At 68.4% G+C, this 15,142-nt stretch carries 11 protein-coding genes; 8 read left to right on the forward strand and 3 right to left on the reverse strand.

Annotated elements, in window-relative coordinates; all coding sequences use genetic code 11:
- Positions 1-26 precede the first annotated feature (26 nt).
- Together gnd and glpX are read right to left on the reverse strand one after the other, a co-directional pair.
- Positions 27-959 (reverse strand): phosphogluconate dehydrogenase (NAD(+)-dependent, decarboxylating), encoded by a 933-nt coding sequence (gnd, locus tag ACYQ1K_RS00110; RefSeq protein ID WP_459981156.1) that lies wholly within the window; start codon positions 957-959, stop codon positions 27-29.
- Between the two features lie 70 nt (positions 960-1,029).
- Entirely contained in the window at positions 1,030-2,070 is a 1,041-nt protein-coding gene (glpX, locus tag ACYQ1K_RS00115; RefSeq protein ID WP_459980336.1) for a class II fructose-bisphosphatase, read from the reverse strand.
- Between the two features lie 166 nt (positions 2,071-2,236).
- On the opposite strand from glpX, the gene ACYQ1K_RS00120 reads away from it, so the two are divergent.
- Both ACYQ1K_RS00120 and ACYQ1K_RS00130 read left to right on the forward strand, forming a co-directional pair.
- Positions 2,237-2,989 carry a DeoR/GlpR family DNA-binding transcription regulator gene (locus ACYQ1K_RS00120; protein WP_459980337.1) on the forward strand — a complete coding sequence of 251 codons (753 nt, stop codon included), beginning with the start codon at positions 2,237-2,239 and terminating at the stop codon, positions 2,987-2,989.
- A gap of 241 nt (positions 2,990-3,230) precedes the next feature.
- The gene (locus ACYQ1K_RS00130; RefSeq protein WP_459980339.1) at positions 3,231-3,794 is read left to right on the forward strand and encodes a hypothetical protein; all 564 of its coding nucleotides are present in this window, start codon (positions 3,231-3,233) and stop codon (positions 3,792-3,794) included.
- 667 nt (positions 3,795-4,461) lie between these two features.
- On the opposite strand, the gene ACYQ1K_RS00135 is transcribed toward ACYQ1K_RS00130, so the two are convergent.
- Positions 4,462-7,626 carry a M36 family metallopeptidase gene (locus tag ACYQ1K_RS00135; RefSeq protein WP_459980340.1) on the reverse strand — a complete coding sequence of 1,055 codons (3,165 nt, stop codon included), beginning with the start codon at positions 7,624-7,626 and terminating at the stop codon, positions 4,462-4,464.
- Positions 7,627-7,903: 277 nt separating this feature from the next.
- Between ACYQ1K_RS00135 and ACYQ1K_RS00140 the strand changes: the two genes are divergently transcribed.
- From ACYQ1K_RS00140 to ACYQ1K_RS00165, 6 genes are all read left to right on the forward strand, one after another.
- On the forward strand, positions 7,904-9,331 hold the full coding sequence (locus tag ACYQ1K_RS00140; protein ID WP_459980341.1) for a glycoside hydrolase family protein: 1,428 nt from the start codon (positions 7,904-7,906) through the stop codon (positions 9,329-9,331).
- 47 nt (positions 9,332-9,378) lie between these two features.
- Complete coding sequence (locus tag ACYQ1K_RS00145; protein WP_459980342.1) at positions 9,379-10,719, forward strand: ABC transporter substrate-binding protein; 1,341 nt, start codon at positions 9,379-9,381, stop codon at positions 10,717-10,719.
- 61 nt (positions 10,720-10,780) lie between these two features.
- Complete coding sequence (locus tag ACYQ1K_RS00150; RefSeq protein ID WP_459980343.1) at positions 10,781-11,656, forward strand: carbohydrate ABC transporter permease; 876 nt, start codon at positions 10,781-10,783, stop codon at positions 11,654-11,656.
- Positions 11,653-12,552 (forward strand): carbohydrate ABC transporter permease, encoded by a 900-nt coding sequence (locus tag ACYQ1K_RS00155; RefSeq protein WP_459980344.1) that lies wholly within the window; start codon positions 11,653-11,655, stop codon positions 12,550-12,552. The genes ACYQ1K_RS00150 and ACYQ1K_RS00155 overlap by 4 nt, the downstream gene beginning before the upstream one ends.
- Complete coding sequence (locus ACYQ1K_RS00160; protein WP_459980345.1) at positions 12,549-13,601, forward strand: LacI family DNA-binding transcriptional regulator; 1,053 nt, start codon at positions 12,549-12,551, stop codon at positions 13,599-13,601. Before ACYQ1K_RS00155 ends, ACYQ1K_RS00160 begins: the two co-directional genes overlap by 4 nt.
- Positions 13,598-15,043: a glycoside hydrolase family 32 protein gene (locus tag ACYQ1K_RS00165; RefSeq protein ID WP_459980346.1), complete on the forward strand. Its 1,446-nt coding sequence runs from the start codon at positions 13,598-13,600 to the stop codon at positions 15,041-15,043. Before ACYQ1K_RS00160 ends, ACYQ1K_RS00165 begins: the two co-directional genes overlap by 4 nt.
- The last annotated feature ends 99 nt before the right edge of the window (positions 15,044-15,142 follow it).

Consider the following 15,142-nt stretch of genomic DNA (forward strand, 5'->3'; position numbering starts at 1 on the left):
TTTCGATTGCATGGTGCGTCCCAGGCTCAGGCGGTCGTGCTCGTGGCGTGGCCGCCGAATTGCTGGCGCAGCGCAGCGACCATCTTCATGGCAGGGCTGTCGTCCTGACGCGAGGCGAAACGCGCGTACATGGCGGAAGTGATTGCCGGCAGCGGGACCGCGTGGTCGAGCGCAGCCTCGATCGTCCAGCGCCCTTCACCCGAGTCGTCAGCGTATCCCCGTGTCGCGTCGAGGTGTTCGTCGTCCTCGAGAGCGCGTACGGCCAGGTCGAGAAGCCAGGACCGGATGACCGTGCCGTGCTTCCAGGACTTGAACACATCGCGCACGTCCGTCACCAGGGGCGCCCGCTCGAGGAGCTCCCACCCTTCGGCCAAGGACTGCATCATGCCGTACTCGATGCCGTTGTGAACCATCTTGGCGAAGTGGCCGGCGCCCACCGGACCCGCGTGGACGAAGCCACCGCCCTCATCGGGCGTGAGGGCATCGAAGATCGGCTCGACCACGGCCATGTGCTCGGCGGCGCCGCCGCACATGAGTGCGTAACCCTCGGTGAGGCCCCATACTCCGCCACTGACGCCGCAGTCGACGAATCCGATCCCGTTCGCTCCAAGGACCTCAGCGTGCCTCTCGTCGTCGGTGTAACGGGAATTTCCACCGTCGACGACCAGGTCACCTGCGGACAGGTTCTCCGCCAAGGCTTCGATGGTGCTGTGCGTGGGCTGGCCGGCAGGGACCATGACCCAGACCAGGCGGGGGCGCGGCAAGGCAAGGACGAGCTCCTTCAAGGAGGCGACGTCGCTCACCTCGGACGCCGGGTCGAAGCCGACGACGTGATGTCCCGCCTTGCGGATGCGCTGCGCCATGTTCGCGCCCATGCGACCCAGGCCGATGATGCCGATTGATGTCATGTGTCCTCGATGTGAACGGGCGTCGCCCGCGTTGTCAGTTGTCGTCGAAATCCACTTGCAGGCAGAGCGGAATCCCCTCGTCCGCGGATTCCGCCGTCAGGGCCTCGTGCCCGTGCATGCCTCAGTCCTCTCCGACCGGCTGTTCGGTGCAGCGGGAGAAGACCTCAAGGGGCGCCGTGGACTCGACGAAGTCGATGGTGCGATCCCGTGACTGCATCACGACCGAGTGGGTGGTGACGTGGGAGAGCGACGAGCGAGGGCCGCGCAGCAGGTCGCCGTCGGTCACGCCGGTTGCGACGAAGATGACGTCGCGGCCAGACACGAGGTCCTCGGTGCTCAGGACGAGGTCGAGGTCGTGGCCCGCCTCCAGAGCCTTCCGGCGTTCGGTGTTGTCGCGTGGCCGCAACCGGCCCTGGATGACCCCGCCTAGGGTCCGGATCGCGCATGCTGCCAGAACACCTTCTGGAGTGCCGCCCGCTCCCACGAGCAGGTCGATCGGTGACCCTGGAGTCGCTGCTGCGATCGCCCCCGCAACGTCACCGTCGCTCAGGAGCGCCACACGCGCGCCCGTGGCGCGCAGCTCCGCCACGAGGTCCTCGTGCCGGGGACGATCCAGGACGGCAACCGTGATTTCGGGAGCTGAGCGCCCCTTCGCGCGAGCCACTGCCCGCACGTTGTCGCTCACCGGACGCGTGAGGTCCACGTAGGACGCCGCGTCTGCGTCGGTAACCAGCTTGTCCATGTAGAAGACTGCCGAAGGGTCGTACATCGCGCCCGGCTCGGCCACCGCCAGCACCGACAGTGCTCCGCCGAGCCCGTTGGCCGTCAGCCGCGTGCCATCGATCGGATCAACAGCCACGTCGCAAGAGGTCGTCGCCGACAGCTGTCCGACCTGTTCGCCGTTGAACAGCATCGGAGCGTCGTCCTTCTCCCCTTCTCCGATCACGACCGTGCCGTTGACCGGAACGCTTCGGAGCAGCCGACGCATGGTGGTCACCGCGGCCGCATCGGCGTCGTTCTTGCTGCCGCGACCTACCCAGCTCGACGCGGCGGCGGCTGCGCCTTGGGTCACGCGCACGAGCTCGAAGGCCAGCGACCAGTCCAAGGGCGTCAGCAAGTCTGCCGACGGGGCGTGGCCGGGGGCCAGCTTTGCATTGCTCATTACTCACCTCTGCGCGTTTTCGTGCAACATGACGCACGCTAACATGCGTCCACGGCCTCGTAAAGGGGTGATCTCGCGCAAGTCCATCCAGGATGGAGGTGACCGAGGTGTGAGCGCGCTATGGTGGGCGAAGACGTGCACGGGGAAAGTTTTGGAAGGGACGAGGTTGCCGACCGCCAGCGCGCGACGGCGCGAGATCTTGGAACGGGTCACCGCTGACGGGTACGTCGGGGCTCACGAGCTGGCGACCTCCCTCGGCGTCAACCCCTCGACGATCCGACGGGACCTGGACTCACTCGCCAAGGCGGGGCAGCTGCAACGCACCCACGGCGGTGCGCGCTTGGTCGCCGATGGCTCCCAGGACATCCCCTACGCCCGCAAGATCACCCAGCGCGTCGAGGAGAAGACCGAGATCGCGAAGCTGGCGGCCTCGTTCGTGCGCGTTGGCGACGTCGTCATCCTCGACAGCGGCTCGACGACCTATCAGATCGCACTCGCGCTACGGGGCCAGCGGATCACCGTCATCACCAACGACCTACGCATCGCCAAGCTCGTCGCGACCGATTCGGAGGCACGCCTGCTCGTGACCGGCGGAGAGTTGCTCGGCTCGGTGTTCACCCTTGTGGGGGACCGGGCCCTGAGCTTCTTCGACGACCTCAGTGCGGACTGGACCTTCCTGGGTGCCGATGCCGTGGACCGGACGGCCGGCATCACCAACACCAACACTCTTGAAGTGCCTATCAAGCGCGCCATGATCGCGGCGGCCGAGAACACCTTGGTCGTGGTGGACAGCAGCAAGTTCGGCCAGCGAGCCCTGGCGCGTGTGGCGTCCGCTGACGACGTCCGAGGCATCGTGACCGACGCCGGCATCGGCGAGGCCGACCGGCTCCACTACGCGGACAAGCTCCTCATCAGCTGACCAGGTGGTGGCCGCGCTCCGTCGCGTGACCTCTGTTCTCCACAGGACCTTGATGTCGCCACCCTCGTTAAGTCGAATACCCACGGGGGACTGCTTCGAGCGAGCCACTTCGTTGACGATGGCGGCGAGGACCTCCACTGCGTATGCGGAGTCGCGACCGCCGGAGTAGACGCCCTCCAGTCCCCGCAGCAAGTCGACGATGCCTTCGACGAGATCGGCTGCCGCACGGTCGTCACCATCGATGGGGACACCGCACTCGAACGCACCGACCTGGGCGAACGCGAGACGTTCGCTGTGCAACTGTGGTAACGCGCCGACGACCCGGGATCCGGGGAAGACGGCGGCCGATGCAGGAGTCCCGGCCGTTGAGCTACCCAAGCTCGCCGCTCGCGGCGGTCTGGAGAACGTAGCCTACGGGATCTATCGGGTGCCGGATGCGCCTGCCAGCGCGTTCGATCAGTTCGCCGAGGCGCTGCTACGTGCCGGTGAGGGGTCCTACCTCCATGGAGACTCGGTGCTCGCCTTGTTGGGGCTCGCCGATGTGAACCCTCGACGGATCAGGGTCGCGGTCCGAAAGCGCACCCGGCCGAAGCTGCCGCCGTTCATCGAGCTAACACTGGTGAGGGGCGATGTCGTGACGACGCAGTACGGAGGTCTCGAGTCGCAACGCCTTGCGGACGCGATCCTCGAGTGCCGCGGGCGCATCGAGCGGAGCCGTCTGCTGGATGCTGCCGAGGAAGCGCGAAGGGAAGGCCTGATGACCACCAAAGAGTGGCAGCGGGTCAGGAAGGAAATTCGATCGTGAGCTACGCCGATGTGCCGAACAGCGTCCGGTCGTTGGAGCAGCGCATCCGCAACCTCGAGGGCACAGAGGAACTCGCCATTCGGCGACGCGTCGGCATGTCGCTCGTCGTGGTCGGTCAGATGTTCCCGAGGGAGCCGTCAAGGGCGGCAGCGCGATGGCGCTTCGATACGGTCGCGGCACTCGGTTCACCCAGGATCTCGACGCTGCTCGCGTGCAGCCGTTGGCTGGGTTCCGTAGCGACTTCGCGGATTCGCTGGCTGTTGGTTGAACGGGCTTCACCGGCAGGCTTATCGAGAGGGCTGCACCCCGGCCGATTGGCGTCCCAACGGCATATGTCATGCAGCCGTTCGACGTGAAGCTCGACTACCGCGGTAGGCCGTGGTGCACAGTGACGTTCGAGATCGGCCACAACGAGATCGGCGATGCGGATGAGCCGGAATGCCACCTCGCCGTTCCTTCGGCTCGCGCTGGCGCTGCCGCGGCCTCGACTACGCCTCGCCATCAGGCTGATTGAGTCTCTGGAGGTCGTGCCTGACTCAGGAAAGCCGACTGAGCGCGAGGCATGACCGATCAAGTTGTCCACTATCGCCTTGCGGACGCCGAGCTCCGGGAGGACGGACGAAGGCCCCGACCGGCGGTCGGGGCCTTCGCGGCAGAGAGCGCCTGGCTACTTGGTGTCAGTGATGGTCAAGGTCTCCGCGGCGGCCGCACCGGCGTACAGCGAGGTCAGGATGTAGGCGGTCCCCGAGGGGATCGTGCCGGCCTCGTTGGCGGACCCGGTGGCGTACGACGCAAGCTGCACGCAGTCGGCGTCGTACAGGTAGACGTCGGCGTCGATCGCGGTCGGGCCGGAGGTGAGCGCGAAGGCGTGCTGGCCGTCGCCGGCTTCACCCTTCAGCACGGTGACGTGACCGTCCGAGTCCTGGCTGGCCGGCGGCACCGTGCAGGTGTTCTCGAGCTCGGTGCCCACGACGCCGGGGGAGACGACGTTGGCCGGGTTGCCTGCGGCGATGGTGAAGGTGTCGGTGACCGGCGGGTCGAGCGGCGGCGGGGGCGGCGGCGTCAGGCCGGACACGGTGTTGCTGAAGACCTGGATGTCTCCGACCTGGACGTTGCTCTTGGTGTTGCCCAGGGGCTCGTCGGCCCAGAACCGGATGTAGGCCGCCTTGGTGGGCGTCGGGAGCTTGAAGGTCTTGTAGTGCAGGTCCGGTGCCACAGGACGAGGTGCCTGGTAGCCGAAGGCATTCGTGCCGCCGACGGGTTGGGTCTTCCAGTTCACCCCGTCGGTGCTGGTCTGCAGGGTGAAGCTCTTCAGCCCCTCGAACCTGCTGTTGGTGTAGGCGCTGATCTGCACCGAGCTGACGACGGCCTCCTTGGCCAGCCTGATCACGGTGCTGGTGCCCTTCGGCGTCTTCCAGGAGGAGGCCTCGGTGTCGTCCATGGCCGCGGTCGAGCCGCCGGTCACCGACGTGGCGCCGAAGGTCTTGGACGCCAGGTTCGGGGCGAGGGACAGGGTCTTGGTCACGGTCTGTCCCTTCGTGACGGTGACGCCGTCGAAGGTGCGTGAGCCGAAGCCAGGTGCCTGGACGGTGATCGGGTAGGTGGCCTGGGTGGCCGTGATGCGGAAGGCGCCGTTCGGGCCGGTCGTGACGACGGGCGTGGCGCGCGCCTCGAACCTGCCGAGCATGATGCGCGCATTCTCGACGGGCTTGCCGGTCGAGGCGTTGAGCACGGTGCCACTGATGGTGCCGTTGAGGCTCGGGTTGCGGTTCTCGAAGCCCGGGACTCCGTTGGTGTCGTTGCCGCCGGTCGGGTCGGAGTCCGACACGGTGTCATGTGCGGTGACTCCCATGCCTCGCTGCGCGAAGACGGAGTAGACGGTGTCGACGAGCGCGTCGAAGTCGGCCCGGGCGTGGTAGCGGTTGTCGAGCGCGGTCATGATCGCCGTGCGCTCGTCGAGCATGGACGGGTTGTTCGGGCTGAGCGGCATCGCGTCCGTGACGAGGTGCTCGGCGATGTCGGAGCCCTCCTGCATGCCGTACTTGGCGCGCAGCGCCTTGCTCATCTGCCACAGCATCGCGGTCCAGATCTCGCCGTCGGCGTGCACCTCGGGACCGACCAGGTCGTAGCCGATGTCGCCGAAGGTGGTGGGGTTCGCGTCGTAGGCCCAGTTCCTGATCCCGCGTGACTTGTTGCCGGTCACGTAGCCGCCGAGGACCGAGTCGGTCTGGTAGCCCTCGCGCGTCAGGTGGTCGAGGGCGTACCAGTCGCCCCAGCCCTCGCCCATCGAGCCGGACTGGTGGGTGGCCAATGAGCCGTCCTCGGTGCCGACGTAGCGGTTGGAGAGGCCGTGCGAGTACTCGTGCTGGATGACGCCGGCGTCCAGGTCGCCGTCGGCGCAGGGGCCCTCGAAGGCGTCGTCGATCGGCTCCCACAAGAACATGCCGCTCCACGGCGGGATGCCGTCGGGGAGGGTGAGCATGTAGGCGTTGTCACGACCCGTGTACGTCGGACTGCCGCCCGAGAGCGCACCGGCCTGCACGAGGCCCTGGATCGCGTCGCCGCCCTGGCCGCCGGTCCCGGCGCCGTCGGCGAGCTGGAAGTTGCCGGCGGACTCCGTGAAGCCGAGCTTGTAGTACTCGTCGTGGATCCGGTTGTGCTGGTAGAAGAGATTGGTGCTGGCTGCCTCCTGGTCCTGCGGGTAGGAGGTCGGGTCGCACTTCGACTGGCCCCAGTGGTCGGCGAAGACGTAGTCGAACTGGCCGGTCGGGCTGATCGGACGCGGACCCTGGTCCGCGGGCACCTCGAAGTTGGACCAGTTCGCGTGCGCGTTCGCGTTGTTGCCCAAGGTGGTGACGCCAGTGCCGACGAGGCCGGTCGGGTCGACGTACCCGCCGGGGGACTCCGCGGTGGCGCCGAAGGACACGTGGCGAGGCTGACCACCCGCCGGTGCGCCCGGGTAGTTGTCGTAGATGGTGCCCCCGGCCTCGTGGTCGACGAGGCTGCTCTTGTAGAGCTGCTTGCCGGTCTCCGCGTCGACGACGACCTGGTAGGCCTCGTCCAGCCGCTCGACGAACAGCACCGAGTACGCCGCACGGGCACCGTCCGACGCGGGGAAGGCTGCCTTCTTGACGTACGACGACCCCGCGAACGGCCCCTTCGCGAACACGTCGTAGCCGGCGATCGTGCCGGTCTTGGACGCGACGAAGCTCAGTGCGCCGCCCAGCCTGCCGGCGACGCCTTCCAGCGCCTGTGCGGGCGAGAGCGTGAAGGAGCCGACGAGCCCGGTCGATCGCACCGTCTCGCCGGTGTAGCTGAGCACGGAGCCGTCCTTCTGGACGACGACACCGAGCGAGCCACCGCGCACGGCGGAGATGCCGCCGAAGGTCTGGGTGAACTGCACGACATGGGTGTCGGTGCCAGGCAGCACGTGGTCGCGCCGCAGGCGAAGCGCGGCGATGTCGGCGCTGCTCAGGCCGAGCGCATCCTTGTGTGCCTCCAGCCAGCCCTTCGCGATGTCGAGGGCGCTGCCCGAGGCGGGACCGGAGAGGGTCTTGCCGAGGGCGGGGGTGAGCGTGCGGGGCGTGCCGAAGCGCGCATCCCAGGTGGCGCGGGTCCCGGGACTCGCCTCAACGATCGCCGCGACAGCCGCCGCCTGGGCCGTGGTCGGCTTCACGAGCGCACCGGCGCGGGCATCGCTGATGCTCGTGTCGGGAGCGGCCCCGGTGACGCTCGACGTGACCGCCGAGGCGTGCGGGGCGAGGCCGAGAGCGACCAGTGCGGCCGCGGCGGTCATGGCGGCCAGTGCCGGCGTGGTGCGGGCTTTCCGCATGCGGTCATCCTCCGGGGTGGGCGCGGAGCGTCGGTTGTCCGCGCAGATGTCCCCTCAACGCCGCAGCGGACACTGCGTTACGCCTAACGGGGGGATCAGGCGGGGACCGGGCGCGGATCGGGCGCGGATCAGCGCAGGAGCGGATCGCGTCGTGGTCGTCGCCGCCGCCGCGACACCGCTGTGACACCGCAGATCCGAACCTTTACTGGTCAAACGCTTGACCACGTGTGACCCATGCCACTACTGTCCTGATCAATCGTTTGAGCAAGGAGCTTCGGTGCCTGATTCCGTGTTCTTCCAGCCGGCCCAGGGGTGGGTGGGCGACGTCATCCCGTTCAGTCGGGACGGCGAGCTCCTGCTCTACTACCTGCTCGAGCACCGTGAGACGCCGAAGCCCGGCACGTCGTGGGCGCTGGTCTCGACGCGAGACCTGGTCACCTTCGAGGACCGTGGGATCGCATTGCTCCATGGCACCGAGGCCGAGGCCGACTTCAACGCCTACACCGGCAGCATCATCGAGGACGAGCAGGGCGTCCATCACCTGTTCTACACCGCTCAGAATCCGGCGCGCCTCGGCGAGGACGGTCTCCCGCTGCAGCTCGTCGCGCACGCGACGAGCAGAGACGGCATGGTCACCTGGGACAAGCACCCGGAGCACACGTTCGGTGCGCCGGAGGGCTACGAGTCGGCCGACTGGCGTGACCCGTTCGTCTTCGCCGACCCCTCGACCGGCGTCTGGCGGATGCTGATGGCCGCCCGCCACCGGAGCGGACCGGAACGCCGTCGGGGTGTCATCGCTCAGCTGACCTCCCGCGACCTGGTCACCTGGGAGCCGGCCGAGCCGTTCTGGGATCCCGGGCGCTACGTCACCCACGAGTGTCCCGAGGTCTTCTCGATCGGGAAGTGGTGGTATCTGGTCTACTCGGAGTTCTCCGAGTCCTTCACCACCCGCTACCGCATCGCCCACAGCCCGGACGGCCCCTGGATGGTGCCCGACCGGGACACGATCGACGGACGCGCGTTCTACGCGGCCAAGTCGGCGGAGCTCGGCGGTCGTCGCATCTTCGCCGGCTGGATCGCGAGTCGCGAGGGCGACGTCGACGACGGTGCCTGGCAGTGGGCCGGCACGATGTCGCTGCTCGAGGCGCGCGCGGCGTGGGACGGCTCTCTCGCGTTCTCCGTGCCGCAGGAGGTCATCGACACCTTCGACGAGCGCCTGGACGTCGGGCTGGCCCCCACCGGCCTCGAGGCGCCTGACGGCTACAGCGCCGTCATCGGCACCGAGCCGCTGCCGGCACAGTGCTACATCCGTGCGGAGATCGAGCTCGAGGCCGGGACGACCGAATGCGGCCTCCTGCTGCGCTCCAGCGAGGACGGCGACCACGGGTACGTCGTACGCCTCGAGCCCCGCCGTCAACGGATGGTCTTCGACCGCTGGCCCCGGCAGCGCACCGGCCCGGCCCAGTGGCAGATCTCGGGCGATGTCCCGCATGTCATCGAGCTCGAGCGGCCGGCTGATCTGACGGCCACGTCGCACGTGCTCGAGGTCCTCCTCGACGGCAACCTGGCCGTCATCGTCCTCGACCGGCAGGTCAGTCTCAGCACCCGCCTGTACGACGACACCCACGACCGCCTCGGCATCTTCGTCGGCGAGGGCGCAGGGAAGTTCCAGAGCATCACCGTCAGTCGGCGCACCACCACCTGAGCCGCGTTCGGGCGCGACGATTCATCTCAAAAGGAGAGGCAACCGAAATGAAGAAGACACTGTGGTCGGCCGCCGCTGCGCTCGCGGTCGCCCTCACGGCCACCGCGTGCGGCGGCGGCAGCGGCACCGGCGCCAGCCCGACCGACGTGAACCCGAAGGGCCAGATAAAGCCGCATGAGATCTCCTGGCTGCTGTCCCGGCCCGCCGACGGCGCCGTCATCAAGACGATGGAGAGCCTCGCCGGCGACTACGCCAAGGACCACCCGGGCTTCAAGCTCAACCTCATCACGACGCCCGACCGGCCCTCCTACATCCAGAAGTACGAGACGCTGGCCGCGGCCAACAAGCTGCCCGAGCTCTTCGACACCGACGCCACGCCCTTCGCGGAGAAGCTCGCCAAGCAAGGCCGCATGATCGACGCGGACAAGCTCCTCAAGAGCCTGGGCGTCTACGACAACTACCGGCCCTCCGCGCTCGACTATCAGCGCTTCGACGACGGCGGCCTCTCCATGGTCCCGTTCGAGTACGGCATCGAGGTGTTCTGGTACAACAAGGCGCTCCTGGCGAAGGCAGGCGTCTCCGTGCCGACCTCCCTGGACGACTTCCCGGCCATGTGCACCGCCCTGCGCAAGTCCGGCGTGACCCCGATCGCCCTGGACGGGCAGGACCAGTGGCCCCTCGAGCGCTACATGGCCTACCAGCCGTTCCGCGTCGCCGGCCCGGACTACATCAAGAAGCTCAAGACCGGAGACGCCAGCTTCGCCGACCCCGCGGGCAAGAAGGCCGCGACCTGGCTCAGCGACCTCGGCAAGTCCAAGTGCTTCGAGGACGGCTTCTCCTCTGTCGGCTACGCCGACGCCCAGGCGCTGTTCACCTCGGGCAAGGCCGCCGTCTACGGCATCGGCTCCTGGGAGCTGGGCAGCCTCGCCACCGATGCGCTCGACCCGGCGGTGCGCAACGACGTCGACTACTTCACGCTGCCGACGGTCTCCGGATCGGTCACCGATCCCAACGAGTACGTCGCCCCCTCGGGCATCGGCATGGCCGTCAACGCGAAGACCTTCGACCCGCTGGTGCGCGACTTCCTCAAGTTCGCGCTCAGCAAGTATCCGGCGGCGTACGCCGCGACCGGTGCGCTCGGCCCGACGACGACCCCCGCTCCGACCATCCCGAGCAACGCGACCCCGATCTACAGCAAGGCGGTCGCGGATGCTGACAAGGTGGGCAAGCGGCTGGCGATGCCCTGGGACACCCAGCTCGACCCGACCACCAACACGACACTGCAGCAGCAGCTGACGCTCCTGGTGCAGGGGCAGGTGACACCGGACGAGTTCGTCTCCACCATGGACAAGGCGCTCGACCAGAACGCCCCCAAGTACTTCAAGTGAACCTGACGTGAGACAGGGGAGCCGGCCGCCCGGCCGGCTCCCCTCGAAGAAGGGACCACCCGTGCTTCCGCACCGCTCCAGGCTCTCCGTCCTGGTCTTCCTGCTGCCGCCCCTCCTGCTCTACGGCGCCGCGGTGCTGCTGCCGATCCTGCAGTCGCTGTTCCTCAGCTTCTTCTCCTGGGACGGCATCACCGGCATGGAGTTCGTCGGCCTGTCGAACTACACCCACATGCTGCGCCACGACCCGAGCTTCTGGACCACGTTCGGCAACCAGCTCGGCTACGTCGTGATCTGTCTCGTCCTCCAGCTCGGCGGCGGCCTGGTGGTCGCCACGCTGCTGGCGTCGCTGACCCGCGGACGCGAGGTCATCAAGGTCCTCTACTTGATGCCCGCCGTCATCTCGACGGTCGCCATCGCGTTCCTCTTCCAGCGGATCTACGCCACCGACGGGCTGATCAACTCGATCCTCCACGCCGTCGGGCTGGGCGGCCTGGCCCGCCCGTGGCTCTCCGACGTCCACACCGTCCTCGCCGCCGTCTCGGCGCCTGAGGGCTGGCGCTTCATCGGCACCTACATGGTCATCATCTACGCCGCCCTCATCGCCGTTCCGAAGGAGCTCGAGGAGGCGGCCCGGCTTGACGGCGCGAACCGGTGGCAGCTGTTCGCGCACATCCGGTTCCCCTACATCCGGCCGGTGTGGCTGACCACGACGATCATGGCGACGACGTACGCCCTGCGCGGCTTCGACATCCCCTACCTGCTCACCAACGGCGGCCCCGGCCAGTCCTCGGAGCTGGTGACGACCTACATGTACAAGACGGCCTTCACCAGCACCGACTACGGCTATGCGAGCACCCTGTCGGTGTTCATCGTCGTCGAGTGCCTGGTCGCGGTCGGACTGATCGTGCTGCTCCTGCGGCGGAAGGCCGAGTCATGACCACCCAGCTGATCGAGCGCCGCCGCGCCGACAGGCGCACGCCACCGACGGCGCCCCCGAGGCCAAGCCGCCTCGACTACCACCACATCGCGTCCCGCGTGCTCGTCGCGCTGCTCGTCGTCATCCAGGTCTACCCCCTCGTGTGGCTGTTCTCGACAAGCCTGCGCGACGCCCACGACTTCACCACCAACAACCCGTTCGGGCTGCCCCACTCGTTCACCCTCGACAACTTCCGGCGCGCCTTCGGCCAAGGCGACCTCCCGCGCTACATCACCAACAGCGTGATCGTGACCGCCGGCGCCGACCTCCTCATCGTCGTCTGCGGGATGATGGGCGCCTACGCGATCGAGGTCCTGGGCTTCCGGGGGAGCCGGGTCGTCCGAGCCATCTTCCTGCTGGGCATCATCGTTCCCGTGCAGGTCGCGTTGGTGCCGCTCTTCATCGACTACTCCAAGGTGGGACTGCTCGACACCTACCAGTCGATGATCATCCCGCTGGCCGGCTTCTCGCTGCCGATGTCGATCTACCTGTTCTCGTCGTTCTTCGGCTACATCTCACGCGAGACCTACGAGGCCGCCTCACTCGACGGCGCCGGGCCCTACCGGATCTTCTCGACGATCACGCTGCCGCTGTCGGTCAACACCATCGTCACGGTGGTGATGGTCAACAGCATCTTCATCTGGAACGACTTCATCTTCGCCAACACCTTCGTCCTCTCGGAGAGCCTCAAGACGATTCCGCTGGGACTGCAGAACTACATCGGCGCGATGGGCAAGACCGACTGGACCGCTACGTTCGCTGCTGTATGCGTCACGGTCACACCTCTGCTACTGGTGTTCCTGGTGCTGAACAAGGCGATGATCTACGGACTCGAGAGCGGTGCGAACAAAGGATGAGACGGACGGACGCGGAGTCACCGCGAGCGGTCACGATGCGCGACGTCGCCGAGGCGGCGGGTGTCTCGGTCTCGGCCGTCTCCCTCGTCCTCAACAACAAGAAGGGAGCCCGGATCGGGCCCGAGGCCCGGCAGCGGATCCAGGACGCCATCGCTCGGCTCGGCTATCGCCCCAACGCGATGGCCAAGGACCTCGTCAAGGGGCAGTCGCGGTTCATCGGGCTGGTCGCCGACGCGATCGCGTCGACCCCCTTCGCCGGCCAGATCATCCATGGTGCGCAGGACGAGGCGTGGAAGCACGGCTTCGTCCTCCTCGTCGTCAACACCGAGGGCAACTCCGACGCCGAGCACGAGGCGATCGCGATGCTGCTCGAGCACAAGGTGCGGGGCGTCCTCTACTCCACGTGGTATCACCGCGAGGTCGACGTACCTGCGGCCCTCAGCGAGAGCGACTGCGTGCTCGTGAACTGCTATGCGGCCGCCGACCTCCCAGCGGTGGTCCCGGACGAGGTCGCCGGCGGACGCGACGCGACCCAGCTCCTCCTCGACCAGGGGCACCGGCGGATCGGGTTCATCAACACCACCACGCCCTCACCCGCGCACGACGGCCGGCTCCAGGGCTACCGCGAGGCGCTGGCCGCGGCCGGCATCGACGTCGACCCCGCTGTGGTCGTCGACGCCCATCCGGAGCAGGAGGGCGGGTACGACGCCACCGGCCGACTCCTCGACGAAGGCGTGACCGGCATCTTCTGTCACAACGACCGGGTCGCGATGGGCCTCTACGACGGGCTGCGCGACCGGGGCCTCACCGTCCCTGATGACATCTCCGTCGTCGGCTTCGACAACCAGGAGGTCATCGCGGCCCACCTCCGTCCACCGCTGTCGACCGTCGCGCTGCCCCACTACGAGCTCGGCGTTGCCGGCATCCGCGTCCTCCTCGGTCTCGACACGCCGTCGGGAGACGGACGGGTCCTGGTCGGCTGCCCGCCGATCCAGCGGGCCTCCGTCGCCCGCCCCGCGGCCGTGCCGACCGTCGGAGAGCCGAGGTGACGGTGGCGGTCGACCCGCACCTGCCCGCCGTCCACCTGAGGCCCCCGCGCAACTGGCTCAACGATCCCAACGGGCTCCTCTTCCACGACGGCTGGTATCACGTCTTCTTCCAGTACAACCCCGACAGCGCGCGGCACGCGAACACTCACTGGGGCCACCTCCGCAGCCGTGACCTCCTGCGCTGGGAGCTGATGCCGGTCGCCCTCGCCCCCACGCCCGGCGGCGAGGACTCCGACGGGGTGTGGTCCGGCAACGCCGTCAGCACCGACGACGGTCTCGTGGCGTTCTACTCCGCCAAGCGGAACGATCGCTGGTGGCAGCCCGTCGCGGCCGCCACATCGGCGGATGGCGTCGTGTTCTCCAAGCGGCCCGGGCTCGTCATCGCGGAGCCGCCGCCCGAGACCGTGATGTTCCGCGACCCCTACGTCTGGCGCGACGGCGAGCGCTGGCGGATGCTCGTCGGCGCAGCGCTCTCGGACGGGCGAGGCGCCGCGATCCAGTACTTCTCCGACGACCTTCACCGATGGGAGCACGGCGGCTGCTTCCTCGCGCAGGCGCCCACACCTCTGCCGGGCGGGGGCGACACCGAGGAGGGCTGGGAGTGCGTGCAGTACGCCGACTTCGGCGTCCAACGAGGGGCTGTCCTCCTCAGCGCCTGGGATCCCGAGGACGGTGCGGGCCGCACCGCGGTGTACGTCGGCCGCGACCGGGGCGACCGCTTCCAGGCCACGGCCCCGCGACGGTTCGACCACGGGCCGGACTTCTATGCCCCGGCGTTGCTGCATGCCCCCGACGGCCGCTGGCTGGTGTGGGGCTGGGTGTGGGAGGCCCGGGACGAGCCGCGGGTGGGTGCCGTCAGCTCGTGGGCCGACGAGGTCGGCTGGGCCGGGATGATCTCGCTGCCGAGGGAGGTCACGCTGACGGCTGACAGGGTCGCGCAGCGGCCGGCCCGTGAGGTGGAGTCGCTGCGTGCCGATCTGGTCGCCGAGATGTCGGGGCCCGTCGAGGGCGCAGCCGTGCTCGGCGAAGTGCCGCGCTGCGTCGACGTGGTCGCCGGCCTCGGCTGGTCGCCGGACGGTCGCGCGGCGGCCGGGCTGCGGCTGCTCACGTCGGCCGACGGGCGGGAGCGGGTCGACGTACGTCTTGATCCAGGCACGGGTGAGGTGGTCATCGACCGCTCGTCGGCGTCGCGGGACCCGCGGGCCAAGGGCGGCACCTGGCGCATCGCCTCGGGCGCCGCGCCCGGCGACGTCGTCGAGGTGCGGATGGTCGTCGACCACTCCGTCGTCGAGGTGTTCCTCGGCACCGGCGAGGCCGCGACGATGCGGTTCTACCCGGTGGGGGCCGAGCCGTGGCGACTGAGCGCCGTCACCTGCGGCGAGGGCGAGGCCCAGTGCACCGTGAGTGTCTGGGCGCTCGTCCCGCTCGTCATCACTGGCTGAGCGCGGGGAGGCAAGGAACGCCTCGGGATCAGCCCAGTCCTCGCGCCGCGACCAGCCTCCGAGACTTCGACCGTGAGGATGGATCAGCGCCGACGTGCG

The organism is Nocardioides sp. AN3 (assembly GCF_054653495.1).